This is a genomic window from Sporosarcina sp. P2 (assembly GCF_002743255.1).
In the GTDB taxonomy this organism is placed as follows: Bacteria; Bacillota; Bacilli; order Bacillales_A; family Planococcaceae; genus Sporosarcina.
Genome location: NZ_PDYY01000008.1, coordinates 79426 through 103954 on the forward strand (window position 1 = coordinate 79426; position 24529 = coordinate 103954).

Consider the following 24529-nt stretch of genomic DNA (forward strand, 5'->3'; position numbering starts at 1 on the left):
TTTTGATCCTTGTCCACTCATGTTTCACTGTTTGTACAGCAAGGAGGTATATCATGCTGGAATATATCATGGTGTTTTTGGGAGCGGCCATTCCATGGATCGAAATTATGATTGTCGTTCCGTTAGGTATTATTCGGGGTCTATCGCCTATATGGGTGATAGTTCTTTCATTTGCTGGCAATATGGCAACAGTTCTTCTATTGATTGTTGGTTTCCAAAATATTAAAGAATGGATAGCACGTAGAAAGCGAAAGAAGGGGAATAGCGGGTCGAAACGCCAACGACGTGCAGAAAAAATTATGAATACATACGGTTTGCCGTTTTTAGCACTTGCTGGTCCAATATTGATTGGAACCCATATCGCGGCCTTTATTGGCCTCGTATTAGGCGCCAAGAAAGTGAATACGGCAATTTGGTCGGCGGTCAGTATTGCGCTATGGTGTGTAGTGTTCGGAATGCTAACGGTTATGGGATTTGATTTCTTTGTCGATCGTACATGAAAAATCCAGCTGAGATTTACTTCTCAACTGGATTTTCATATTTTTATAAATCGATTGCTTTTGCATCGTTTATATTTTGAACTTCTTTGATACGTTTGATAGAAGCTGACTCGACATGGTTGTCAACAGCTAACATCATAATAGCATATCCGCCTTCAGTGGAACGTCCGACTTGCATCGCTGCAATATTGATATTCTCTTCTGCTAGAAGTGTACCTACGCGACCGATTGCACCAGGCTGGTCCATGTGTCGGATAAATAGTAAGTGACCGCTTGGAATCACATCTACTACATAATCGTCCACTTTTACAATGCGTGCTCCAAGGCCGTTTAGAAGTGTACCTGCTACTTTGCGAATACCTTTTTCAGTAACGATTTCTACTGAGATTAAGTTCAAGAAGCCTTTACCAGTAGTTGTTTTTTGCTCATTCACTTTGATGCCATAACGATCAGCCAATAACTTCGCGTTTACATCATTAACTGTTTCTCCAAGATTACGCTTCAAAATACCTTTGACTGTGTTACGCGTTAACGCGCGCACATCGTAGTTTGCCAATTCACCAGCATATTGAATATTGATTTCATGGATAACCGAGTTCTGAATTTGGGATAAGAACATACCCAACTTCTCTGTAAGATCGAAGAATGGTTCGATTTTTGCCAATACATCACGGGAAACAGATGGCAAGTTTACTGGGTTACGAACCGAACCAATTGTCAAGAAGTTTACTACGTCACGGCTTACGTCAACTGCAACCGATTCTTGTGCTTCGAATGTACTTGCACCCAAGTGTGGAGTTGCTATTACTTCAGGTAATGTCAATAATTTGTGGTCAAGGAATGGTTCTTTTTCGAACACATCTAGTGCCGCGCCCGCCACTTTACCAGCAACAATTGCATCGTATAAAGCATCTTCATCAATGATTCCGCCGCGTGCACAGTTGATAATTTGTACGCCGTCTTTCATCTTCTCGAATGCTTCTTTGTTGATCATTCTACGTGTTTCTTTAAGTAAAGGCGTATGAACTGTAATGAAATCAGCTACTTCAAGAACTTCATCTACAGTTCCAATTTCTATGCCCAATTTTTTCGCGATATCTTCCGTTAAGTAGGGATCATACGCCACTACATTCATACGTTGTCCTCTTGCACGTCTTGCAACTTCAGCCCCGATGCGGCCAAGTCCAATAATCCCCAAAGTTTTGTCTTTCAATTCCACGCCAAGGAATGATTTTCTATCCCATTTATTGTTTTTCAACGAGTTGAAAGCTTGAGGGATTTTGCGTGCCATGGACATCATCATTGCAACTGTGTGCTCGGCTGCAGAGTTTGTATTGCCATCCGGCGCATTCACAACGATAATTCCTTTTTCGGTAGCTGCGTCCAAATCGATATTATCGACCCCTACACCTGCACGACCAATGATCTTTAATTGATCAGCTGCTTCCAACAATTCTTTTGTAACTGTTGTCTGACTGCGTACTAGTAATGCATCGAAATCTTTAATACGTTCTTTCAGCTGATCTGGTGTCAGGTCCGTCTCCATTACTATTTCAAAACCTTCTGCCTGTCGTAATGGGAAAATTCCGTCTTCGCTAAGTGGATCACTAATAAGTATTTTAAAAGCCATGATATTCATTCTCTCCTTCAATTGTTTGTAGTGGATTTTTTGTTGGAAAAGCTAAGTACAATTGATCGTCTATGTAAGTTGCGCGCTACCCCCCTTATAGGTAAAATAAAAAAGCCTTTCATCCCTTACATATAAGTAAGGGGCGAAAAGCTCAATAAACTAACGCGGTACCACCCTTGTTTTGCTGCAATTGCAGCCTTCATTCAGCATGCGTAACGTGCATGTGACGGATCAGCCTACTAAAATGTTCAGCGAATCAATTCGGAAGTGCCCCCAACCTCGGAATTTGCTAACTTTCACCACTGTGTCAGCTCTCTGGAAAATTCTTTTCAGGAAGGTATGTCTTCGTCAAAATTGTTTAGCAACTATTAATTTAGAATTAATCATAACATGTCAAAAACTATTGTCAATTGCTTTTCCCGAAAAAACGAAAAACCATTAAACGCGAACGGTATTATTGAATTATTTGTGAACGTTCGTGTTTTGGGAGTTAATTATAAAAAAACATCTTGAATTCAACCAAGTGAAAGGAAATAGCATAAGTCGTCTGAAAGGAAGAAATGCAGGTATAAGTGTTATAGTGTGCGTATACTATTCATTTAGAGGAGTGTTGGAAATTGAAAAAGTTAGAATCTCTTGAGCAATTTGAGCAACTTAAACAAGAGGAAAAGGTGATTTTCTTATTCACTGCAGATTGGTGTGCAGATTGCAGAGTAATTGAACCATTCTTGCCGACATTGGAAACAGAATTTGCAGAGTATGAATTTGTTACAATTGATCGTGATGAATTTATAGATTTATGCAGTCAGTTGGATATATTCGGTATTCCTAGCTTCGTAGCATTCAGCGAAGGAACGGAGACAGGTCGTTTTGTCAGTAAGAATCGTAAAACTAAGGAAGAGATCGAAGAGTTTATTAATAGCTTAACGTAATGAAATGGTTGCCAGCGGGAAGATATGTGGCAATTAAACAAAAGGACTGAAGACAACTGCAGAAGTTGTTTTCAGTCCTTTTTATATAAGAAAATTAGCTACAAGAAGCTTTTATGTCGTGTATTACGTGAAATCTTTTAATTGTTCCATAAGGATTTTAGCGCCTTGTGGGCTGATATATATTCCGTTTGACAATAGTTTGTTTTCATCCATCACATCACCCGTGATAAAACACGCTCTGTTGATCTGATATTTTCTCAAAATGATTCTATCGTCTTCTACGAAAATTTCAATCGGGTCGCCCTTATCGATCGACAAAGAATTTCGAAGTTCTTTTGGAATAACAATTCTACCGAGATGATCGACTTTACGAACAATACCTAAAGACTTCATAAGCTCCTCCTCGAAGAAAAGTAGTGGGTAATTTCTATTATACACCAAAACATATCATCTACAATTTACAAAACTTAAATGCGCAGAACAATTTGATAATTCTGCTATACAATTAAATTATTAATGCTATAATAGTCAGTAATTAAATATTTCTTATCAAGAGAAGCTGAGGGATTTGGCCTGATGAAGCTTCAGCAACCTCTGTGCATACAGGAAGGTGCTACCTCCAACAAGATTGTTGTCTTGAGAGATAAGAACGGTGAACGGTCAACCCTCCTTTTCTTATCTAAGAGAAATGAGGGCTTTTTTGTATAGAAATTGTAATAAATGAAAGTCAAGGGGGAAATAGAATGCCGATTAATATACCAAAACATTTGCCTGCAGTAGAATTATTGAAAGAAGAAAAAATCTTTATTATGGATGAAGAACGTGCGACAACACAGGATATCCGCCCAATCAATATTTTAATTTTGAACTTGATGCCTGAAAAAGAGAAGACGGAGTTACAATTGCTCCGATTACTTGGTAATACACCTTTACAAGTGAATGTCACATTTCTTAATACAGCTAGCTATGTTTCGAAAAACGTCAGTCAGAATCATTTAGAAACGTTCTATACCACTTTTGAACATGTGAAAAATCGCCGTTTTGATGGCATGATTATCACGGGTGCTCCAATCGAACTTCTACAATTTGAAGATGTAGTCTATTGGAGGGAGTTGGAAGAAATCATGGAATGGACAAAAACGAATGTTACATCTGTCCTCCATATTTGCTGGGGTGCCCAAGCGGCTCTTTATCATCACTACGGAATTGAAAAGTTCGAGTTGCCAAAGAAATGTTTTGGAGTATTCTCACATGATATTAGCGATCCGACAGTAAACTTGGCACGTGGATTCAATGATGTATATGTAGCGCCACACTCACGCCATACCGGAGTTTCATTAGAAGAGATAAAGAATCATCCCGATTTGACTCTACTTTCAGCTTCTGAAGAGGCTGGTGCATTTATTGTGATCTCAAATGATGCAAAACATATTATGGTAACTGGACATTTAGAGTATGATGCACACACATTAGGAGATGAATATGCCCGCGATTTAGAAAAAGGTGTGGACATTGATATTCCTGTAAATTATTATCCGAACGATGACCCATCCAAAGAACCTATAAATACTTGGCGTTCCCACACGCATTTATTATTCTCCAATTGGCTCAATTACTATGTCTACCAGAAAACTCCATATAACTGGAATTAAAAGAATGAGTGTATAAACTTCTATAGTTTGCACATACTCCGACTACTGGAGGTGTATGCGGTGAACATAGATGAGTTTTGGCAATTATCCTTTTGGGAAATGACTTTGCGAACGGTGATGTCATTTGTTGTGCTGTTGATTTTGGCGCGTTTTATGGGGAAAAAACAAGTGTCACAATTGACTTTCTTTCATTATGTGACAGGTATAACAATCGGTTCGATTGCGGCCAATTTGGCGGGAGAGTCAGAAACGCCATTTTTGAACGGTTTATATGGAATGGTTTTGTGGGCGGTATTAACCATTCTTGCTAACTTTTTATCATTCAAATCCATTAAACTCCGCGTATTACTCGATGATAAGCCGATGATTGTCATTCAGAACGGGAAAATTCTGGAAGGTTCCCTGCGTAAGCTACGGCTGAGTTTCAATGATATAAATATGATGTTACGAGAGCAGTCGGTATTTTCGATGAAAGATGTCAATTACGCGATATTCGAAACGAATGGTAATTTAAGTGTCATGCTGAATGCAGAAGAGAAGTATGCGACAAAGAAAGATGTCAAAGCCTCCGCACCACCGCCAAAATATATTCCGACTGAAATTATTACTAACGGGAAAGTAGAAGAGAAAAATATGAGAGAACTTCAATTGACCGACACGTGGCTAACAGAACAGCTAAAAAAACAAGGGATCTCCAAGCCAGAGCATGTTCTCTATGCAGAAATTCAGACAGATGGTAGTTTATATATTAATACATTAAAATCGACTTGACGTGAAGAGTCCTGATTATGTCAGGGCTCTTCACGTTTTTTTTATAATATTTCCCAGTTCCTTTTTTGGGCTATAACAGAAAGTTTTTCATCTGGACGTACTGCTACCGGGCACCCAACCTTCTCTAAGACTGGAAGGTCAGAAATGCTGTCTCCATATGCGAAGCTATTGTCCCAGTCAACAGTTACTCCTTGTAGCGCTTGAGAAATTTGTTCATTTTTACGCGTACCTTGAATATGTAGGAATGGCCGATCCATTGCAATCTTTTCACCAATAGAAGGGATGTCTGTACCAATAACTTGATCAAATGTCAGGTGACTTGTGACTGCTTTTAAAAAAGGAGTATAAGCACCAGAAACGAGTAGGACATGGTAACCTTCCTTTCGATGTTCTGTCAGTCGATTAATGACTTGTTCATTGAAGTCAGGCATCATTTTGTAACGCATACTTTTGAAAAACTCATGTAATTCCGTCATCGTCAATGAATGCAGAGCTTGTAGATAGAGACGCATAGAGCGCTCTTTCATGATAGATTCAGGTAGTAATTTTAATTTATAGCGAATATATAGTGGTAATATCGAACGGTAAAACTTTTTATAATACTGCTTGTACGTGGGATGATTCTTTAAATGCTCCATGAGTAATTTAAAGGTTTCTTTAGTGTACAACGTACCATCAAAATCAAAGATCGCAACCCTCATAAAAACACTCCTCCATTCAGTTCTTCTTCCTAGTATACAAATATAACGAGTGTAAAAGCAAAAAGCAGATGGAGAAAAACTCCATCTGCTTGAATCGTTAACTTATTGAAGGTTGTTTGGCATACCCGGTTGACCTTGCGAAGGCGCAAAAGAATTAAGCAACATATTCATATCCTGATCATTTAATTGTGGAACTTGATAATAGTGATGTTTGTTTTGGTAAATGGACAACTCGTATGCCATTTCTATACAGTTGGGTACGGAATCTGCAAGCACACGGCGAACGACTGGATTACATACTTCTAATGAAGCAGCCGTTTTGCCTGTAGCGCCTTCTTTTGTAGCGCCCAACAAAAAGCCGGAGATGATTTCATCATTGATTTCACCTGTAGATTGAATCGGCTTAGTAGGTGCCTTTTCTTTCATACCATAAATGAAGTCGCTGCCTGCCTTCATTTGATAGCGTTGTGTAGGATGCGAGGGATCTTTGCCTGTCTTGAAACTTTCGACAAGGATATTATACTCATCCAGCATGAATCGGTATTGTCGATCGAGAATATCCAAAAGTTCCGGATCCTGGACATGTGGACGTAAAATCATCGCTTGGTTCAATGCTCCGACTGACGCGCTTAATACCTCTTTAACATCAAATAACTCATGTCCACCGTGATTCATCGATGGGGGAACTTGTCCGCCTTGCATGTGTTGAGACGTTTCGAATTGATTTGTCAAATGTTTTTCCTCCTTCAATAGTCATGTACATCGAGATTAGTATGTGAAGTGATCGAAATCTTATGCACATGAAATTGTATTGATGACCCATGCATAGTTCGCAAAGCGCCATCATATCATAAGGATAGAACTCAGGAAGGGTAGTGGAGATACATGCAGATTCATGTAGTTTCGCAAGGTGAGAGTTTATATAAAATTGGTAAAATATATGGTGTGCCATACGAGCAAATAGCAGAAGTTAATGAATTAGAAAGCGATATACGATTGGCTGTAGGACAAGCGCTTGTCATTCCGATAATAGGTTCGTATTACTGGGTGCGGCCCGGTGATAGTCTCTATACAATTGCACAAAGGTCTGGTCTAACAGTTGCGCGATTGGCAGAAATTAATGCAATCAACCCGACGAGACCGTTAATGATTGGTCAGCGTCTATATATACCACAAGAAGTGAAAACGATGATTGATTCATTATTATATGTAGAACCGCGTAATCCAGTCAGTCAAGATATGCTCTCGGAAGTACGAGAACGTGTGGATGGTCTTACGTATCTCGCGATGTTCAGTTATGAAGTACAACGTGACGGATCACTCAAAGCACCAGCCCTAGCAGATATTCCGACTATCGCAAAAAACGCAGGTGTTGTAAATTTGCTAGTTCTGACGAATTTAGAAGACTTTACATTCAGTGCGGAATTAGCGCATGTTATTTTTACAGATCAGGCAGTGCAAAACCGAATGATTCAAAGTGCGATTGATATAGCAAAAGAGATCGGCTATGGCGATATTCACTTCGATTTTGAGTTATTATTCCCGGAAGATCGGGAATTATATAATCAATTATTACGCAATGCACGCGATCAAATCCATAAAGCAGGCCTTACGATTTCCACAGCACTTGCACCAAAAGCCGGGGAAGTCACGACAGGTATTTATGGCGCTCATGATTATAAAGTGCATGGAGAAATTGTAGATTTCGTTGTATTGATGACCTATGAATGGGGATATACGTATAGTGCACCACAGGCTGTTAGCCCAATTGGTCCGGTCACAAGAGTAGTAGAATATGCAGTTAGTCAAATCCCGAATGAAAAAATTTTTTTAGGTCAGAATCTATACGGCTATGATTGGACAGCCCCATTTGGTCAATCGGACAGTAAAGCTGCCAGAGCATTAAGCCCGCGTGCCGCTACTAATCTGGCAATTGAGCAGAATGTTGCAATTGAATACGATGCCCTAGCTCAAGCGCCGCATTATACGTATTACGATGAACAAGGAACCGAACATGAGGTGTGGTTTGAAGATGCACGAAGCATCAACGAGAAGTTTAACTTGCTGAAGAGATTCAAGTTGCGGGGAATCATGTATTGGAAACTTGGCTTAGCATTCCCACAAAACTGGCTATTATTAGACGATCGATTTATAATTCGTAAGCGATAAATATAAGAGCCTTTCCTTAAGAAAAAGGAAAGGCTCTGTCATATGAGTTCTCACTCGTTAGTTAACAATTTCATTGCGCTTTGGAACATCTCCATATCTGGATTTACGAGTAAAGCAGGTAGGAAAGCAAAAGTCATGATCAGGAGTAGGTTCGCTCCCAAGATTGATCGAATTGTACTTGTTTTCTTTGTCATAACGCTTCGCCTCTTTCTTTTCGTATTGTTCTCACTAGTATGTGTATGCGCTTACATTTATAACCCCACATAGTTTGTTTGAATAGTTTAATAATACTCCTAACTCACGCGATTGTAAATGATAAAGTTAAAGATAGTACATAAAATTGACACAAAAGTTAAGTCAAAACACAGATATTATAAAAAAATCTTGTAACTTACTATCTTTTCAGTGATAATATTGGAATACAAAGAAATATTTAGAACAATTAAAATTCGATTTATCTAATAGAATTTACTCTTTAATCATATAAGTATATTAAATTATAGCCACTGAGTAAATGAGTGACTGGTCAGTCGACAGTTTTTTTATTAATACCTAGGGAAAGGGATGATCGCAAATGACAAAGATTGATGAGGTAGAATATAATAATCGCAAACGAGCAAATGATTATGTTCATAATGTATATGAATTGGTGAAGAAAAGGAATCCGGATGAAAAGGAATTTCTACAAGCGACAAGAGAGATTTTTGATTCTCTTCGTCCTGTCTTTGCTAAGCATCCCGAATTTATGGAAAACGGAATACTAGAACGCATCACAGAGCCGGAAAGAATCATTTCCTTCCGTGTAGCGTGGGAAGACGATAAGGGCAAGGTACAAGTAAATAGAGGTTTCCGCGTTCAGTTTAATAGTGACCTCGGACCTTATAAGGGCGGACTTCGTTTCCACCCATCTGTTAATAATAGTATTATGAAATTCCTCGCTTTCGAACAGATTTTCAAAAATGCCTTGACAGGTCAACCAATCGGAGCGGGTAAAGGTGGCTCTGATTTCGATCCGAAGGGTAAATCTGATCGTGAAGTCATGCGCTTTACACAAAGTTTCATGACAGAACTTAGCAGACATATTGGACCGGACATTGACGTGCCGGCAGGCGATATTGGTGTAGGTAAACGTGAAATCGGCTATCTGTTTGGTCAATACAATCGGATTAAAGGTGGCTATGAAGCAGGTATTTTAACTGGGAAAAATCCTGATCACGGTGGAAGTCTTGGTCGGAAAGAAGCAACTGGTTATGGTACAGTATACTTTGTAGATGAAATGCTAAAAGAAAATAATCTTTCATTGGAAGGTCAGACTGTTGTAGTTTCAGGTTCAGGTAATGTTTCGACATATGCAATGGAAAAAGCAATGCAGCTCGGAGCGAAAGTTGTGGCATGTAGTGATTCTGATGGCTATATCTATGACAAGAACGGAATTGATCTTGACTTGGTGAAGGAGCTAAAAGAGTACGGCAATAAACGTATTTGGGAATATACGAAAGAACATATTGATGCTGAGTATCATGCTGATTGCACAGAAATTTGGTCTATTCCATGTGATATTGCATTACCGTGTGCCACACAGAATGAAATCGATGAAATTGCAGCACATATGTTGATCGCAAATGGTGTAAAAGCGGTCGGTGAAGGCGCAAATATGCCTTGTACAATTGAAGCAATTGAAATTTTTCAAGAGCATAATGTATTATTCGCACCAGCGAAAGCTGCCAATGCTGGCGGTGTAGCCGTGTCTGCTATGGAAATGTCTCAGAACAGTCAACGCCTATCATGGTCAGAAGAACAGGTGGATAAGCATTTGAAAGAAGTAATGCAGAACATCTATAAAGACTGCAGTACTGCAGCAGCTGACTTCGGTAAACCAGGCAATCTAGTAATGGGTGCCAACGTAGCAGGCTTCTTGAGAGTAGCAGACGCAATGGTTGCGCACGGAATTCGATAAGTAATATAGAACAGACACATTTTTAATAATGTGTCTGTTTTTTTATACTTTTTTATTGCGTTTCAACTAAAATATGTTATTATAAAAATACATTCGGTTGAATAAAAATACATTCGCTTCAATGAGAGGGGATTTACCCATGGAAAAGAAAAAAGTCGTTTTAGCCTATTCAGGCGGTTTAGACACTTCTGTTGCAATTCAATGGTTAACGGATCAAGGATATAGCGTCATTGCGGTTTGCTTAGATGTCGGTGAAGGAAAAGATCTTACCTTCATTAAGGAAAAGGCTCTTACAGTGGGCGCCGTCAGTAGCTATGTTATTGATGCACGCGAAGAATTCGCACAGGATTTTGTCCTTCTTTCATTGCAAGCACAAACATATTATGAGAATAAATATCCACTTGTCTCTGCCTTATCACGTCCGCTTATTTCCAAAAAGTTAGTGGAAATTGCACATCAAGAACAAGCGACGGCAGTAGCTCATGGATGCACAGGAAAAGGAAATGACCAAGTACGTTTCGAAGTAGCGATCAAGTCACTAGATCCCACGCTTGAAGTCGTAGCGCCTGTGCGTTCATGGAGCTGGTCACGTGAAGAAGAAATTCATTATGCAAAAGAACATCATATTCCGATTCCAATTGATTTGGATAGTCCATACTCAGTGGACCAAAACTTGTGGGGACGTGCAAATGAATGTGGAATTTTAGAAGACCCATGGGCAACACCTCCAGAGGACGCATTTGGTTTAACTGTTTCCATTGAAAATGCACCCGATACTGCTGATATTATCGAGATTGGCTTTGAACAAGGTGTTCCGGTTACGATTGATGGGGAAAAGTATATATTAAGTGAATTGATTACCATGTTGAATGAAATGGCTGGAAAACATGGGATAGGTCGTATTGATCATGTAGAAAATCGTTTAGTCGGTATCAAATCCCGTGAAGTATATGAAGCTCCAGGAGCTATTACGTTGTTGAAAGCACATAAGGAACTTGAAGATTTAACGCTTGTGAAGGAATTAGCACACTTTAAACCCATCATTTCACAAAAACTTGGTGAGTTGATTTACAACGGTCTTTGGTTCTCTCCTTTACGTAATGCACTAGAGGCATTCATTAAAGAGACTCAGCAATACGTCAACGGTACAGTTCGTGTGAAGTTGTTTAAAGGCCACGTAATAGTAGAAGGTCGTAAATCTCCTAATTCCCTATATAATGAGAAATTAGCGACTTATACATCTGATGATGAATTTGATCAAGCCGCAGCGGTCGGTTTCATTAAGCTATGGGGATTACCTACTGAGGTGCATAGTATGGTCAATAAAAAGCAAATCGTGAAGAAGCCTTAAAATAGATAGTGAGAGCAGCGTGGCCAAAAGGTTCGCTGCTCTTTTTTGGAACTACTTTACATTCATCTCCGTCTTATGAATATAGCAGGGGGTGAACGAATGAAGAAATTATGGAGGATAATCGTACTGGCAGTTTTGATCATTGCGGGACTGGGGATGTTTTGGATGTTACCAGGAGAAAGAATAAAACAAGCACAACAGATGAAAGCGAATGGAAACTATGACTATGCAATTATTCTAGGGGCCAAAGTGAACGGAGAAGTTCCTTCGCTGTCATTGCGTTACCGATTGGAGAGCGCTGTGGAGTATGCTACGCAATTCCCGCATGTACAGTTGGTTCTTGCAGGCGGACAAGGAAAAGACGAAGACATTAGCGAAGCTGAGGCAATGTATCGTTTTTTACAACAACATGGAATTGCGAAAGAACGCTTAGTTATGGAAGACCAATCTACCTCCACAAACGAGAATCTTCAATTCAGTCAGAATATCATACCTGAAGTGGCGGGAGTGACTATCATCAGCAGTGACTATCACTTGGCTAGAGCGAGGTTTCTTGCAAGACAGATAGGATGGGAGTCTGATGTTGTTGCAGCAAAGACGCCTGAATCCATAAAAGCAAAAGTATTAATTCGAGAGCGTTTGGCTTTGTTAAAAACATGGCTATTCAGACGATAGTGATATTCCAAAATAAAAAGTGACGAAACTCCAAAGAAGTTCTCGTCACTTTTCCTCTTACAAGGAAGAAATTTTATGGAATTCTGGCTGGCCTTCTGTAAATGTAGCCAAATAGTTAAAACCAATGGACTGAAATAACTCTAAAGATTCCTTAAACTCATGTGCAATTTCTGTTGTTCTATGCGCATCGGAACCAAGTGTAATGATTTCACCTCCACATTGTTTATATAAACGCAATATATCTTCACTTGGCATATTATGCGGCAATCCGTAGCGAGTTCCCGAAGTATTCAGTTCGATCCCTTTACCTTCTGGTATAATAGTATTGAAGATCTTTTCTAAATAGTCATGAAATAAATGAGCTGGCGGCTGATCGGTATAGCGTTTAATTAAATCTGCGTGTCCAAGCACACTGTAACGCTTATAATGCTGAACACAATATAATAGTTCTTTATAATACGTCTCAAAAGCTGCCTTTGTTGAACGATCTTCAAACAACTCGCGATAGTGTAAGGACTTATTTTCGACTGTGTGTAGTGAACAGATGACGAAATCAAATTCATGCTCGTCCATCAGTTCTTCGTAAAGATGTAATAGATCAGGCTGCAAGCCGATTTCAACACCTTTTTTAATCTTCAGTTGGCCATTGAATTGTTCATTTAATTGAAGAATCTTTTGTGCATAGTCGAGTTTGTCAAAATCGAAATGAATGGTTTCATCCGGATATTCATAATCGATATGATCGGTGAAACAGATTTCAGTAAGGCCTTTAGCTATAGAGGCTTTAGCCATTTCCACCATGGGGATTTCACAATCCGCTGAAAATGCGCTGTGCATATGGTAATCAAACATAGTTTCCAGTCTCCTTTTCTATAGTACATATTGTAGCAGATGAACGCTGCTTCTAACAGTTGACAACGCTCTACAAAACCATTATAGTAATAATTAACTTTAGCGTGGTAAAGCAGTGAAGTATATTTTACTCATGGAAGGCGGTAGAAGATATCTTGTATTCTGAAATTCTTGGAAACGAACATGAAAAGCATGAAAAGATCATCGGCATATTAGGAAAACGATTCACTACATATGGCTATAAACGCATTAAAACATCCGCATTTGAACAATATGATCTGTATTCCAATGTACGTACCTCAATTAATCAAAATGAAATGATCAAAGTAATTGACTATACCGGTGAAGTACTCGTTTTACGACCCGACGTTACGATACCATTGACACAGCAACTCGTTCAGTTGCATGATAATTTACCTGAAGAAATGCGTTATTATTATGTGCAGGAAGTCTTTAGACAGACATTCCAGGAAAGTGAACGAATCGGTAAAACGCAGGCAGGGGTCGAGTTCTATTGCAAGAGTTCACCGGCATCGGATGCTGAAACGATCATGCTTGCATGTCACGCATTACGGGACGTAGGTTTTACAGATGTGAAAATTGAAATTGGTTATGCAGGATTCTTCAATGAATTGATCGCGGATTCCAATATCACAGCAGAACAAACAGCTGAACTCAAGACGTTGATTCAAGCAAAAAACGTCGTAGAAATAGGTCCATTCCTACAGCGGTTGTCAATTGATCCTTCCGTTAAAGAAGTACTCGAGCAATTACCTCTATTATACGGCGCGCCTGAAGTAGTGTTTGAAAAACTACAAAACTTACAAGTTAGTGAATCGGCGCAAGAGGCAATCAACTATTTACAAAAAACGTGCGATATCGTCGAATTATATGGATTGAAGAAGCATATCGTCATCGATCTTGGCTTGATCAATCATATGGGGTATTACTCAGGAATCATTTTCCAAGGCTATGTAGAGAATTTTGGCAAGCCGGTATTAATGGGTGGGCGCTATGATGCATTAAGTGAAGAGTTTGGCATGAAATTACCGGCAATTGGTTTTGCATGTGAAATCGAATCATTAGTCAAAGCTTCATCCAATAGAGATCAGAAGGAACGATATAGCATCGACGTGACTGTATTATATGAAGAAAGCCGTATTAAATACGCAATCGATATAACGAATGAGTTAAGAGAGCGTGATTATCGTGTTATTTCTAAATCTATGATTGATGCAAAACACCAGTCAGACAGTCTCTACACGATTCAATTAACAGAACAGCAAAATAAACTAGTAGATCAAGAAGAGACAAAAGAGTTCATCGATTTCAAACAATTGCTTGATTTTATCGCAAGCAAGAAAGGGGTACCTGAATGGATTATCTAACAGTGGCGATGGCAAAAGGACGAACGGCAGAACGTGCAATGAAGTTTCTTGAGAAATCAGATGTGCATTTTTCAGAATTCACTGATGAAAGTCGGAAGCTCGTCATTTATGATGACAAGCAAAAGATTAAACTCATTTTTGTCAAAGCAGTAGACGTTCCAGTGTACGTTGAAAAAGGCGCAGCTGACGTAGGGATTGTTGGAAAAGATGTCATGATGGAAGATCCACGTGATGTCTATGAATTACTGGATTTAGGAATTGGACGTTGTAAGCTTGCGGTAGCGGGATATCCCGATACACCAATTGAAAACATACCATTTCTAACAGTTGCTTCAAAATATCCATTAGTTGCGAAAGAGTTTTTCGACAAAAAAGGTATTCGTACTGAAATGATCAAATTAAATGGATCGATTGAACTCGCACCATTGATTGGCATGTCAGATGTCATTGTCGATATCGTCGAAACGGGTACAACATTAAAAGAAAATGGCCTCGTTGTCTTGCAGGAGATGGCGGATGTCAGTGCCCGATTAATAGTCAACAAGGCAAGTTATGCTACGAAAACTGAAGATATCCAGCAATTCATCAAAGACATGAAGGAAGGTTTGGAGGTGCGTTCATGAAGATCATTCGTGGGGCTGAATTCATAGAAGAACTACTAGAACGAGATAACTCTAATCAAACGGATTTGGAGTTTGATCGCAATGTCTTATCCATCATTGACAAAGTTCGTTCTGAAGGCGACGAAGCATTACTGGATTTCACTGAACGTTTTGACGGAGTGAAGCTTGACCGCTTGATCGTCACAGAAGAAGAAATCACTGAAGCAGAACAAGCAGTTACAGAAGATTTCTACCGCGCATTGCATGCAGCAAAAGAGCGAATCACGACTTATCACGAAGCACAAAAAGAGCAATCATGGTTCTTGAATCCGAATGAAGGCATCATGCTCGGTCAGAAAGTAACACCAATCGACAGTGTTGGATTGTACGTCCCGGGCGGAAAAGCCGCCTATCCGTCGACGGTCTTAATGAATGCATTACCGGCTAAAATTGCGGGAGTCGGACGAATTTCCATGGTGACACCCCCACAACGTGACGGCAAGATTAATCCTCACGTTTTAGTAGCAGCGAAAGAAGCGGGAGTCGATCGAATTTTTAAAGTAGGTGGAGCACAAGCAATAGCTGCCCTAGCATACGGAACAGAGACAATTGAAAAGGTCGTCAAAATCACTGGACCTGGAAATGCATACGTTGCGAGAGCGAAAAAGTGGGTGTTCGGTGATGTGGCAATCGATATGATTGCTGGACCAAGTGAAATTTGTGTCGTAGCCGATGCCAATACAAATCCTGTTTATGCAGCAGCAGATTTACTATCTCAAGCAGAGCACGATGAGCGTGCGGCGGCAGTTTGTATCACGACGAGCGAAGTATTTGCGACCGAGCTTTCAAAAGAAGTTGAACGTCAGCTAGCTGAACTTGACCGCAAGGAAATTGCAGCACAATCTATAGAACACTTTGGACGTATCATTGTAGTCGATTCACTACAAGAAGCATTTGATACAGTGAACCGTTTAGCACCAGAACATTTGGAACTAATGATCGATCATCCTATGGAGCACTTGGCTGCTATACGAAACGCTGGAGCTATTTTCCTAGGCCAGCACTCCCCTGAAGCATTGGGTGACTATATGGCTGGACCGAATCATACATTGCCGACGAGTGGAACAGCAGCGTTTTCTTCTCCATTAGGCGTATATGATTTCATGAAAAAGTCGAGTATTATCTACTATTCCGAGAACGCTTTGTTAGAAGTGGCAGATGACATCATTACATTAGCAAATGCCGAACAATTAACAGGACATGCCAACTCGATTAAAGTACGAAAGGCTGGATACGAATGCGTAAACAACAATTAACACGTAAGACAGGCGAAACATCTATTGAAATGGAATTTTCGTTAGACGGAACGGGAAAGACAAATATCAACACGGGTGTTGGATTTTTCGACCATATGCTGACAGCATTCGCAAAACACGGACGCTTTGATTTATCTGTAACATGTGAAGGCGATATTGAAGTGGACCAACACCATTCCGTAGAAGACGTTGGTATTGTTCTAGGCCAATTATTCAACCAATGCATCGGCACAAAAGAAGGAATAGAACGCTTTGCGTTAGTTTCCACACCAATGGACGAAGCACTATCCACAGCATCTATCGACATCAGTGGCCGTTCATTCCTTGTATTTAACGTAGACGGAATGAAAGACAAAGTAGGCGAATTCGACACAGAACTAGTCGAAGAATTCTTCCTAGCATTTACAAACAACGCCAAAATCACATTACACATCAACTTGAACTACGGAAAAAATACACACCACATTATAGAATCCGTATTCAAAAGCTTCGGCCGCGCCCTACGCGTAGCCAGCACTATCAACCCAGACGTAAAAGGCATACCTTCTACTAAAGGGTCTTTGTAATTAAAGTTTTACGGTTTTGAATCTTGAAAAATATACAATGTATAAGAATATACTAGTTGATCGGAACGGAGGGCGGCGACTCCCGCGGGAATAGCATGAGTCTTGAGACCCGGACAGATGCCTTAATTTCTGCAAAGTAAACAGTAATACGGCAAAGCGAACCCTTCGCTGTTCGCTTGGCTCAAGCCATGCCCGCAGGAAAGCGTCCGCCCATAGTGCAGATCAACGGCGCCAATGAGTTTTTTATGCTTACTTCATTTTATAGGAGGACTAGTTGATGATTTTATTCCCAGCAATCGACATAAGAGATGGCAAATGTGTACGCCTCATTCAAGGGGACTACGCACAAGAAATAATCTATAACGACTCACCAACAAACATGGCACAAGAGTGGCAAAACCAAGGAGCCGAATACATCCATGTCGTAGACTTAGACGGCGCAAAAACAGGAAACTCCGCCAACAAAAAAGCCATCGAAGCCATCGCAAAAGCAGTCAGTATCCCCGTTCAAGTAGGCGGCGGAATTCGCAATATGGACATTGTCGACTCACATATCGAAAACGGCGTTGCACGTGTCATTATCGGTACGGCAGCCATCCAAGATCCTGAATTTTTGAAAAAGGCCGTTGAAAAGTACGGTGACAAAATTGCTGTCTCCATCGACGCACGTAACGGCTTGGTCGCAACAGACGGTTGGACGGAAACAAGTGACGTCAAAGCAGTTGATTTATTACAGGACTTGGCGGAGATAGGTGTCAGAACAGTTGTCTATACGGATATTATGAAAGATGGCATGCTTCAAGGACCAAACTTTGAAGAACTGAAAATTATGGATGATGCATCTTCAATCGATATTATCGCATCAGGTGGTGTATCTACAGAAGAGGACATTAAGAAACTCGCAGCTGAAGACATGTACGGTGCTATTATCGGGAAAGCATTATACGAAGGCAATTTATCCTTAAAGAAACTATTGGAGGACGACAGTCATGTCAACAACTAAAAAGATCATTCCGTGTTTAGACGTAGATAATCGTAAAGTTGTAAAAGGAAAGAAATTTTTAGACGTTCAGGAAGTGGCAGATCCTCTTACATTAGCAAAAAAGTATGTTGCAGACGGCGCTGATGAACTCGTATTCTATGACATTTCTGCATCCACGAAAAACCGTGGTATGTTCCTTGATTTAATTGAAGAAATTGCAAAAGAAGTGCCGATCCCGTTCATCGTAGGCGGAGGAATTCGTACACTCCAAGATGTGGACAAAGTATTTGAATTGGGTGGGAATAAAATATCTATCAATAGTGCAGCTTTGACGAATCCGGAACTAATCAAAGAAGTAGCGGATAAATACGGATCGGAGCGTGTGATGTTATCGATGGATGTTCGTCAAGAAGGCGAAAACAAGTGGTCCGTTTATGCAAAAGGCGGTATGGAAGAAACAGGGATCGATGCAATTGAATGGGCGAAGAAAATGGAAGCACTTGGCGCTGGTGAGCTGGTTGTCAATAGCGTGGACCAAGATGGAGTCAAAGACGGGTATGATCTAGCACTCAACCAGGCTATGGCTGAAGCTGTTACTATTCCAATCATCGCAAGTGGTGGTGCAGGAAAACCTAAACACTTTAAAGATGTACTTACAGAAGGCCAAGCAGATGCAGCCCTAGCCGCATCCGTATTCCACTTCAATGAAATCAATATTCGAGACTTGAAAAATTACTTAGCAAAAGAAAATATCGCAGTTAGGAATGACTAAAATGACACTAGACATCCATGCATTAAAATTTGACGACAAAGGTCTAATCCCAGCGATTGTACAAGACGATCGCACAGGGGAAGTCCTAATGCTTGCATATATGAACAAGGATTCAATTGAAAAGACGTTAGAAACAAAAGAAACTTGGTTTTATAGCCGTTCGAGACAGGAACTTTGGAATAAAGGCGCAACATCCGGAAATACACAGCAAGTGCAACGTATTTCTGTAGATTGCGATCAAGATACCTTACTGATCCAAGTTACTCCACAAGGTCCTGCTTGTCACACGGGCGAAAAAACATGCTTCTTCACAACAGCAATGGAAAAAGAAGAATCATTACGTGAAGTCGTCTATGAAGTAATTGACGAAATCGCAGATCGCAAAGCCAATCCGATAGACGGCTCGTATACGACGTATTTATTCAATGAAGGTATCGACAAAGTGTTGAAAAAAGTCGGAGAGGAATCTACGGAAGTCGTAATCGGCGCAAAAAATGCAGATAAAGAAGAAGTATCCAATGAAATTGCAGATCTGGTCTACCATACACTTGTATTAATGAATATTCTTGACGTTGATCTAACGGATGTTCAACAAGTGTTACGTGAAAGAAGACCGAAAAAGGAAGTGCCACGCAATGAGTAGATTTCTGAGCACAGTTGCACGCCGTACAGAACCTTATGTTCCGGGTGAGCAGTTGAATCAGCCAGATATCATTAAATTAAATACGAATGAAAACCCGTATCCACCAAGCCCAAAAGTATTAGAGGCGATTCAAGAGGAGTTAAACGGCAACACATTGCAACGCTACCCTTCACCAACAGTAGATCCATTACGTCACGCGATAGCGGAGACATATGGACTGACAAAAGACCATGTCTTTGTAGGTAATGGCTCTGACGAAGTACTGGCATTTTCATTCATGGCATTTTTCGAGCCAGGAAAACCAATTAGGTTTCCGGAAATTAGCTATAGTTTTTATCCGGTCTACTCCAAGCTATTTAATATATCATTCGAAAAAGTTCCATTAAATGCTGATTTCACATTACCCAAAAAGCAGTTCTATAATTCACCAGGCGGCGTCATTCTGCCAAACCCAAATGCGCCGACAAGTATTTATGCTGAGTTAGATGTAATCGAAGATATTTTGCAAAATAATCAGGATCAAGTAGTCATTATCGATGAAGCATATATAGACTTTGCAGGTCCGTCTGCGATGAAACTGATTGATCGCTATCCAAATTTACTTGTGATTCAAACCACATCTAAATCTCGTGCACTAGCAGGATTGCGTGTCGGATTCGCACTTGGACAACCTGAATTGATAGCAGGATTGACGCGAATCAAAGATTCCTTCAACTCATACACAATTGATCGCTTAGCTATGGCGGGGGCTACCGCTGCATTTGTTGATCATGCATACTTTTCGGAAAGTACAAATAAAATCATTCGCACACGTGAATCTACAGTCCATACTTTAAAAGAGTTAGGCTTTGATGTTCTCCCATCCGATGCAAACTTCGTCTTTGTTAAGCCTTTACACAAGGACGCAAAAGTATTGTATCAACAATTAAAAGATCGTGGAATTTTAGTCCGTCACTTCGACCAAGCGGATATTCGTGATTATTTACGTATTTCGATCGGTACAGACGATCAGATGAATACACTGTTTGAAGTGCTTAAGCAACTTACTAGATGAATAAATTGATCAAAAGCCATTCGATACTGAATGGCTTTTTCTTGTCGTAAATGTATAGAAAGATGCATAGATGGTTGCTATAGTAGCTTTGGCGACAATATATGACAAATAAAATATGTATATGTATACAAATACATGTATTTTTAATATTTTCTATTGTATTTTTATACATTTTGGCTTATAATAATAAAAAGAAGCTTGATTGGAGAGATAAATTTATGAAAACTAAAAATATAATCATTATTGGTGCGGCAGGAAGAGACTTCCACAATTTTAATACATACTACCGTGGTAAAGAAGAATACAATGTCGTGGCATTTACAGCTACGCAAATCCCGGATATCGATGGACGTAAATATCCAACTGAATTAGCTGGTGAATTGTATCCTGAAGGAATTCCTATTTATTCACAAGATCAGCTACCTGAGTTGATCAAAGAACTAGAAGTAGATGAATGTGTTTTCTCATATAGTGACTTAAGCTACGAAAAGGTTATGGGAATTGGTGCAATTGTGAACTCGGCAGGTGCTAATTTTACACTCCTTGGATCAAAAGCAACGATGATTAAAAGTAATAAACCAGTTATTTCTGTTTGTGCTGTTAGAACGGGAACAGGGAAGAGCCAAACATCCCGTAAAATTATCGAAACATTGCTTGAGCATGATTTGAAAGTAGTAGCTGTTCGTCATCCAATGCCTTATGGCGACTTGGCTGAACAACGTGTGCAGCGTTATGCAACGGTAGAAGATTTCAAAAAACATAAATGTACGATTGAAGAAATGGAAGAATATGAGCCGCACGTTGACCGTGGAAATATCATCTATGCAGGGGTAGATTACCAGGATATTCTGGATGCTGCTGAAAATGATCCAGACGGCTGTGACGTAATCCTTTGGGATGGCGGGAACAATGACTTTTCATTCTACGAGCCAGACTTGGCGATCACAGTTCTCGATCCACACCGTCCAGGCCATGAATTGAAATACTACCCAGGTGAAGTATGCTTGCGTACAACAGATGTGTCCATTATCAACAAAATTGATAGTGCATCGGAAGAAGCAATTCAAACGGTTGAAAACAATATTAAATTTGCAGCACCAAACAGTACAATTATTAAAGCGGAATCAAAAATTTCTGTTGATAATCCTGAAATCATCAAAGGCAAGCGCGTGCTAATTGTTGAAGATGGTCCGACATTGACTCACGGTGAAATGAAACTGGGTGCAGGTGTAATTGCAGCACAGCGTCTTGGTGCAGCTGAAATTTTTGACCCGCGTCCATTTGCAGTAGGAAGCTTAATCACAACTTTTGATAAGTATCAGCACATCGAAAATATTTTACCAGCAATGGGCTACGGCGAAGAACAGTTAAAAGATTTGGAAGCGACGATCAATGCAGCTGATGTAGATGCAGTCATTATTGGTACACCTATGGATCTGTCACGAGTCATTAATATAAACAAGCCATGCACACGTGTCTATTACGATTTGGATGAAATCGGAACCCCAAATCTTGAAACAGTACTAACAGACTTCATCAAAAAACATAAACTTACTACGACAAATGTGTAAGAAAAGATAGCTTATCGAGCACTTGCACCGGATGGAAATTCGGTTGCAGGTGCTTTTTTCTGCTATACTACGAATAGGACAGTAAGGGGGTAGGATCTTGTTTAATTCAAAAATTATCGATCTTGTCATTGGTGTGGTGATGGCGTACTTTGCATATGATCGAATCGCTACAGGAAATACCGGTATGGGGATCTTTTTTGTCGTACTCGCAACATTGAACCTATTATCATTTTTCATGAAGCTTAGAACGGACAAAGACGTTCAGCAAAAATGATTATAAATCTAATCAGTTGTTCCTTTTACTGCAAACTTGTAGTATAATAACAAGATTGCAATTTTGAAATGAGGCTAGAAATCACATGAAAAAATCCATATATGGTTTGACAATTGAACAATTGACAAACTTCTTCATAGAAAACGGACAACAGAAATTCCGAGCAGCCCAAGTATGGGACTGGCTCTACAAGAAACGTGTACTGTCCTTTGATGAAATGAAAAATATCAATCAAGAAGCGCGAGACTTGTTGGATGAGAACTTCTCGATCCAAACACTTGAACAAAATGTCAAGCAAGTATCACAAGACGGCACAGTGAAGTTTCTCTTTAAAATGGAAGATGGCAACTTGATTGAAACGGTTTTAATGAAATTCCCTTATGGCTATTCTGTGTGTGTGACGACACAGGTAGGATGTAATATCGGATGCAGTTTTTGCGCAAGTGGTTTATTGCGTAAAAATCGTGATTTAAGTGCAGGGGAAATTGTTGGTCAAATCATGAAAGTCCAAGAGCATCTGGACGGCAAAGGTGAAGACGAGCGTGTCAGTCATATCGTTGTCATGGGAATCGGCGAACCATTCGATAACTATGCGAATTTGATGAATTTCTTGCATATTGTCAACGATCAAAAAGGTCTCTCTATTGGCGCGCGTCATATCACCGTTTCCACAAGTGGTTTGACAGAGAAAATTAAAGACTTTGCGGATGAAAACATTCAGATTAATTTAGCTGTTTCATTACACGCACCTAATAATGAGTTACGCTCATCTATCATGAAAATTAACAAAGCATTCCCGATAGAGAAACTAATGGATTCCATTAACTATTATTTAGAAACTACTAATCGTCGAATCACATTCGAATACATTTTACTGCGCGATGTGAATGATCATGTGAAAGAGGCGGAAGAACTAGGCAGGCTGTTGGCTGATAAACGTCACTTGTCTTATGTCAATTTGATTCCTTATAATCCGGTAGACGAGCACGGTCAGTATCAACGCAGTGAACCAGAGGCCATTAAATCGTTTTACGAAGCACTTAAACGTAAAGGCATCAACTGTGGAGTACGTCTTGAGAACGGTACGGATATCGATGCAGCATGTGGTCAATTGAGAAGTAAACAAATCAAGAAAGTGAAAAAACAACCGGTCGGAGAATAATTCTCCAACCGGTTTTTAGTTTTTGCGAGCTAATTTTACAATAAACTGTACAATAATGGAGATAGCTAGTCCGAAAGATGAAATAATGAATAAAGATAAAATTCCGATTGCTTCCGAGAATTCATTATCCATCATCAGGAAGCTGCGGAACATTTCAGCAAATGCTAGAACAAGAACGACCATGAACATTTTAAATGCAATGGATAGCTCATAGAATAATAAGAGGGAGCTGACAATGCCGACCATAAGACCGAACACTGCAAACGTCAAATAATTATTGACGACTAGGTCATGTCCAAGTACTGTCCGTACGCCTAAAATGAGTAGAACAAATGAAATCAATGCAGTAAAAAAACCGGCTTTCCAATAACGAGGATCCAACACGTACACCTGCTTTCCTATCCTAGTATAGCGGATTCGACGAAATACGTCACGCCCTCCGACTATTATTTCAAGCGTTTTAAATCAGCCAATAATTCTTCTTTATAAGATTCATTTGAGAAATTATATTCCTTCATCATATAGCCTTCTGAATCCATTAGATAAAAATTTGTGCCATGGACAACTTGAGTGGAAGATTCATGTTTCAGCACAAAAGTCTGGAACTCTTCACGTGCAAATGCTTCAAATTCTAGTTGTGTGTAGCCTGTCAGCAAATGCCAGTTGGATTCATCATCCGTGAAGTTTGCGATATAGTCTTTCAATACTGCAGGTGTATCGGTATTAGGGTCGACAGAAAACGAAATGAAGTTCATTTCGATGTCCCGATCTTTCAATTCAGCTTGTAGATCTGCCATCTCACTCGTTAATGTCGGACATACTGTTGTACAATTCGTGAAGATGAAGTCTGCAATCCAGGGCGAACCAGACAGATATTTAGAATTAAATGGTTGATTATGTTGATCTGTAAAGGTGAATTCACGAACTTGTTTCCCACGCTCAAGTGGTTCACTGCAACCACTGACGAATACTATGAGCATCAACATAAAAGGAATCAAACGTTTCAACT

General features: G+C 39.8%; 27 protein-coding genes and 1 riboswitch. Of the genes, 19 read left to right on the plus strand and 8 right to left on the minus strand.

Going from position 1 to position 24529, the window contains the following annotated elements; genetic code table 11:
* The first annotated feature begins 53 nt into the window (after positions 1 to 53).
* Positions 54 to 500 carry a small multi-drug export protein gene (locus CSV67_RS09925; RefSeq protein ID WP_099631432.1) on the plus strand — a complete coding sequence of 149 codons (447 nt, stop codon included), beginning with the start codon at positions 54 to 56 and terminating at the stop codon, positions 498 to 500.
* Positions 501 to 543: 43 nt separating this feature from the next.
* On the opposite strand, the gene serA is transcribed toward CSV67_RS09925, so the two are convergent.
* A complete protein-coding gene (gene serA / locus CSV67_RS09930; protein WP_099631433.1) occupies positions 544 to 2130 on the minus strand; it encodes a phosphoglycerate dehydrogenase in 1587 nt (528 codons plus the stop codon).
* 617 nt (positions 2131 to 2747) lie between these two features.
* Between serA and CSV67_RS09935 the strand changes: the two genes are divergently transcribed.
* The gene (locus CSV67_RS09935) at positions 2748 to 3062 is read left to right on the plus strand and encodes a thioredoxin family protein (RefSeq protein ID WP_099631434.1); all 315 of its coding nucleotides are present in this window, start codon (positions 2748 to 2750) and stop codon (positions 3060 to 3062) included.
* 123 nt (positions 3063 to 3185) lie between these two features.
* On the opposite strand, the gene CSV67_RS09940 is transcribed toward CSV67_RS09935, so the two are convergent.
* Positions 3186 to 3455 (minus strand): AbrB/MazE/SpoVT family DNA-binding domain-containing protein, encoded by a 270-nt coding sequence (locus CSV67_RS09940; RefSeq protein ID WP_099631435.1) that lies wholly within the window; start codon positions 3453 to 3455, stop codon positions 3186 to 3188.
* Positions 3456 to 3605: 150 nt separating this feature from the next.
* Positions 3606 to 3712: riboswitch (SAM riboswitch) on the plus strand.
* A gap of 93 nt (positions 3713 to 3805) precedes the next feature.
* On the opposite strand from CSV67_RS09940, the gene metA reads away from it, so the two are divergent.
* A complete protein-coding gene (metA, locus tag CSV67_RS09945; RefSeq protein ID WP_099631436.1) occupies positions 3806 to 4714 on the plus strand; it encodes a homoserine O-acetyltransferase MetA in 909 nt (302 codons plus the stop codon).
* Positions 4715 to 4780: 66 nt separating this feature from the next.
* Positions 4781 to 5485, plus strand: a complete 705-nt coding sequence (locus CSV67_RS09950) for a YetF domain-containing protein (protein ID WP_369803173.1) — start codon at positions 4781 to 4783, stop codon at positions 5483 to 5485.
* A 41-nt stretch (positions 5486 to 5526) separates the two neighbouring features.
* Here CSV67_RS09950 and CSV67_RS09955 read toward each other — a convergent pair whose 3' ends face one another.
* Together CSV67_RS09955 and CSV67_RS09960 are read right to left on the minus strand one after the other, a co-directional pair.
* Positions 5527 to 6186 (minus strand): HAD family hydrolase, encoded by a 660-nt coding sequence (locus tag CSV67_RS09955; protein ID WP_099631437.1) that lies wholly within the window; start codon positions 6184 to 6186, stop codon positions 5527 to 5529.
* A 102-nt stretch (positions 6187 to 6288) separates the two neighbouring features.
* Positions 6289 to 6918: a spore coat protein gene (locus CSV67_RS09960; protein ID WP_369802733.1), complete on the minus strand. Its 630-nt coding sequence runs from the start codon at positions 6916 to 6918 to the stop codon at positions 6289 to 6291.
* 153 nt (positions 6919 to 7071) lie between these two features.
* Here CSV67_RS09960 and CSV67_RS09965 point away from each other — a divergent pair, with 153 nt between their 5' ends.
* Positions 7072 to 8355, plus strand: coding sequence for a LysM peptidoglycan-binding domain-containing protein (locus CSV67_RS09965; protein ID WP_099631438.1), 1284 nt, complete (start codon positions 7072 to 7074; stop codon positions 8353 to 8355).
* A gap of 50 nt (positions 8356 to 8405) precedes the next feature.
* Here the strand turns inward: CSV67_RS09965 and CSV67_RS16815 are convergent, their stop codons facing one another.
* Positions 8406 to 8549: a hypothetical protein gene (locus CSV67_RS16815; protein ID WP_199171272.1), complete on the minus strand. Its 144-nt coding sequence runs from the start codon at positions 8547 to 8549 to the stop codon at positions 8406 to 8408.
* A 380-nt stretch (positions 8550 to 8929) separates the two neighbouring features.
* Between CSV67_RS16815 and gdhA the strand changes: the two genes are divergently transcribed.
* The 3 genes from gdhA (at position 8930) to CSV67_RS09980 (ending at position 12338) form a co-directional block, all read left to right on the plus strand.
* Positions 8930 to 10312, plus strand: coding sequence for an NADP-specific glutamate dehydrogenase (gene gdhA / locus CSV67_RS09970; RefSeq protein ID WP_099631439.1), 1383 nt, complete (start codon positions 8930 to 8932; stop codon positions 10310 to 10312).
* Between the two features lie 139 nt (positions 10313 to 10451).
* Positions 10452 to 11663 carry an argininosuccinate synthase gene (locus CSV67_RS09975; protein ID WP_099631440.1) on the plus strand — a complete coding sequence of 404 codons (1212 nt, stop codon included), beginning with the start codon at positions 10452 to 10454 and terminating at the stop codon, positions 11661 to 11663.
* Between the two features lie 99 nt (positions 11664 to 11762).
* The gene (locus CSV67_RS09980) at positions 11763 to 12338 is read left to right on the plus strand and encodes a YdcF family protein (protein WP_099631441.1); all 576 of its coding nucleotides are present in this window, start codon (positions 11763 to 11765) and stop codon (positions 12336 to 12338) included.
* A gap of 57 nt (positions 12339 to 12395) precedes the next feature.
* Here the strand turns inward: CSV67_RS09980 and CSV67_RS09985 are convergent, their stop codons facing one another.
* Positions 12396 to 13190: a histidinol-phosphatase HisJ family protein gene (locus CSV67_RS09985; protein ID WP_099631442.1), complete on the minus strand. Its 795-nt coding sequence runs from the start codon at positions 13188 to 13190 to the stop codon at positions 12396 to 12398.
* 155 nt (positions 13191 to 13345) lie between these two features.
* Between CSV67_RS09985 and hisZ the strand changes: the two genes are divergently transcribed.
* The 11 genes from hisZ (at position 13346) to rlmN (ending at position 23520) form a co-directional block, all read left to right on the plus strand.
* Complete coding sequence (gene hisZ / locus CSV67_RS09990; protein WP_158232919.1) at positions 13346 to 14578, plus strand: ATP phosphoribosyltransferase regulatory subunit; 1233 nt, start codon at positions 13346 to 13348, stop codon at positions 14576 to 14578.
* Positions 14566 to 15201 carry an ATP phosphoribosyltransferase gene (gene hisG, locus CSV67_RS09995; protein WP_099631444.1) on the plus strand — a complete coding sequence of 212 codons (636 nt, stop codon included), beginning with the start codon at positions 14566 to 14568 and terminating at the stop codon, positions 15199 to 15201. The genes hisZ and hisG overlap by 13 nt, the downstream gene beginning before the upstream one ends.
* Positions 15198 to 16496 carry a histidinol dehydrogenase gene (hisD, locus tag CSV67_RS10000; protein ID WP_099631445.1) on the plus strand — a complete coding sequence of 433 codons (1299 nt, stop codon included), beginning with the start codon at positions 15198 to 15200 and terminating at the stop codon, positions 16494 to 16496. Before hisG ends, hisD begins: the two co-directional genes overlap by 4 nt.
* Positions 16478 to 17062: an imidazoleglycerol-phosphate dehydratase HisB gene (gene hisB, locus CSV67_RS10005; RefSeq protein WP_099631446.1), complete on the plus strand. Its 585-nt coding sequence runs from the start codon at positions 16478 to 16480 to the stop codon at positions 17060 to 17062. The genes hisD and hisB overlap by 19 nt, the downstream gene beginning before the upstream one ends.
* Positions 17063 to 17339: 277 nt before the next feature.
* Positions 17340 to 18065, plus strand: a complete 726-nt coding sequence (gene hisA / locus CSV67_RS10010) for a 1-(5-phosphoribosyl)-5-[(5-phosphoribosylamino)methylideneamino]imidazole-4-carboxamide isomerase (RefSeq protein ID WP_099631447.1) — start codon at positions 17340 to 17342, stop codon at positions 18063 to 18065.
* Positions 18052 to 18816, plus strand: a complete 765-nt coding sequence (hisF, locus tag CSV67_RS10015) for an imidazole glycerol phosphate synthase subunit HisF (RefSeq protein WP_099631448.1) — start codon at positions 18052 to 18054, stop codon at positions 18814 to 18816. The genes hisA and hisF overlap by 14 nt, the downstream gene beginning before the upstream one ends.
* Complete coding sequence (hisIE, locus tag CSV67_RS10020; RefSeq protein ID WP_099631449.1) at positions 18809 to 19459, plus strand: bifunctional phosphoribosyl-AMP cyclohydrolase/phosphoribosyl-ATP diphosphatase HisIE; 651 nt, start codon at positions 18809 to 18811, stop codon at positions 19457 to 19459. Before hisF ends, hisIE begins: the two co-directional genes overlap by 8 nt.
* Entirely contained in the window at positions 19452 to 20513 is a 1062-nt protein-coding gene (gene hisC, locus CSV67_RS10025) for a histidinol-phosphate transaminase (RefSeq protein WP_099631450.1), read from the plus strand. The genes hisIE and hisC overlap by 8 nt, the downstream gene beginning before the upstream one ends.
* Before the next feature lie 218 nt (positions 20514 to 20731).
* Complete coding sequence (locus tag CSV67_RS10030; protein ID WP_099631451.1) at positions 20732 to 22084, plus strand: cyclic 2,3-diphosphoglycerate synthase; 1353 nt, start codon at positions 20732 to 20734, stop codon at positions 22082 to 22084.
* A gap of 97 nt (positions 22085 to 22181) precedes the next feature.
* Entirely contained in the window at positions 22182 to 22358 is a 177-nt protein-coding gene (locus tag CSV67_RS16670) for a hypothetical protein (RefSeq protein ID WP_158232920.1), read from the plus strand.
* 85 nt (positions 22359 to 22443) lie between these two features.
* Positions 22444 to 23520, plus strand: a complete 1077-nt coding sequence (gene rlmN, locus CSV67_RS10035; RefSeq protein WP_099631452.1) for a dual-specificity RNA methyltransferase RlmN — start codon at positions 22444 to 22446, stop codon at positions 23518 to 23520.
* Positions 23521 to 23535: 15 nt separating this feature from the next.
* On the opposite strand, the gene CSV67_RS10040 is transcribed toward rlmN, so the two are convergent.
* Positions 23536 to 23901 (minus strand): hypothetical protein, encoded by a 366-nt coding sequence (locus CSV67_RS10040; protein WP_143560705.1) that lies wholly within the window; start codon positions 23899 to 23901, stop codon positions 23536 to 23538.
* 65 nt (positions 23902 to 23966) lie between these two features.
* Positions 23967 to 24527 carry an SCO family protein gene (locus CSV67_RS10045; RefSeq protein WP_099631454.1) on the minus strand — a complete coding sequence of 187 codons (561 nt, stop codon included), beginning with the start codon at positions 24525 to 24527 and terminating at the stop codon, positions 23967 to 23969.
* Between the last annotated feature and the right edge of the window lie 2 nt (positions 24528 to 24529).

Excerpts from the sequence above, each read along its gene's own strand:
- CSV67_RS09940 (WP_099631435.1), bottom strand. The coding sequence starts at position 3,455 with ATGAAGTCTTTAGGTATTGTTCGTAAAGTCGATCATCTCGGTAGAATT.
- metA (WP_099631436.1), top strand. The coding sequence starts at position 3,806 with ATGCCGATTAATATACCAAAACATTTGCCTGCAGTAGAATTATTGAAA.
- serA (WP_099631433.1), bottom strand. The coding sequence starts at position 2,130 with ATGGCTTTTAAAATACTTATTAGTGATCCACTTAGCGAAGACGGAATT.
- hisD (WP_099631445.1), top strand. The coding sequence starts at position 15,198 with ATGAAGATCATTCGTGGGGCTGAATTCATAGAAGAACTACTAGAACGA.
- gdhA (WP_099631439.1), top strand. The coding sequence starts at position 8,930 with ATGACAAAGATTGATGAGGTAGAATATAATAATCGCAAACGAGCAAAT.
- CSV67_RS09955 (WP_099631437.1), bottom strand. The coding sequence starts at position 6,186 with ATGAGGGTTGCGATCTTTGATTTTGATGGTACGTTGTACACTAAAGAA.
- hisB (WP_099631446.1), top strand. The coding sequence starts at position 16,478 with ATGCGTAAACAACAATTAACACGTAAGACAGGCGAAACATCTATTGAA.
- CSV67_RS09980 (WP_099631441.1), top strand. The coding sequence starts at position 11,763 with ATGAAGAAATTATGGAGGATAATCGTACTGGCAGTTTTGATCATTGCG.
- rlmN (WP_099631452.1), top strand. The coding sequence starts at position 22,444 with ATGAAAAAATCCATATATGGTTTGACAATTGAACAATTGACAAACTTC.
- hisF (WP_099631448.1), top strand. The coding sequence starts at position 18,052 with ATGTCAACAACTAAAAAGATCATTCCGTGTTTAGACGTAGATAATCGT.
- CSV67_RS09925 (WP_099631432.1), top strand. The coding sequence starts at position 54 with ATGCTGGAATATATCATGGTGTTTTTGGGAGCGGCCATTCCATGGATC.
- CSV67_RS10030 (WP_099631451.1), top strand. The coding sequence starts at position 20,732 with ATGAAAACTAAAAATATAATCATTATTGGTGCGGCAGGAAGAGACTTC.
- CSV67_RS09985 (WP_099631442.1), bottom strand. The coding sequence starts at position 13,190 with ATGTTTGATTACCATATGCACAGCGCATTTTCAGCGGATTGTGAAATC.
- CSV67_RS16815 (WP_199171272.1), bottom strand. The coding sequence starts at position 8,549 with ATGACAAAGAAAACAAGTACAATTCGATCAATCTTGGGAGCGAACCTA.
- hisA (WP_099631447.1), top strand. The coding sequence starts at position 17,340 with ATGATTTTATTCCCAGCAATCGACATAAGAGATGGCAAATGTGTACGC.
- hisC (WP_099631450.1), top strand. The coding sequence starts at position 19,452 with ATGAGTAGATTTCTGAGCACAGTTGCACGCCGTACAGAACCTTATGTT.
- CSV67_RS09965 (WP_099631438.1), top strand. The coding sequence starts at position 7,072 with ATGCAGATTCATGTAGTTTCGCAAGGTGAGAGTTTATATAAAATTGGT.
- CSV67_RS09975 (WP_099631440.1), top strand. The coding sequence starts at position 10,452 with ATGGAAAAGAAAAAAGTCGTTTTAGCCTATTCAGGCGGTTTAGACACT.
- hisG (WP_099631444.1), top strand. The coding sequence starts at position 14,566 with ATGGATTATCTAACAGTGGCGATGGCAAAAGGACGAACGGCAGAACGT.
- hisIE (WP_099631449.1), top strand. The coding sequence starts at position 18,809 with ATGACTAAAATGACACTAGACATCCATGCATTAAAATTTGACGACAAA.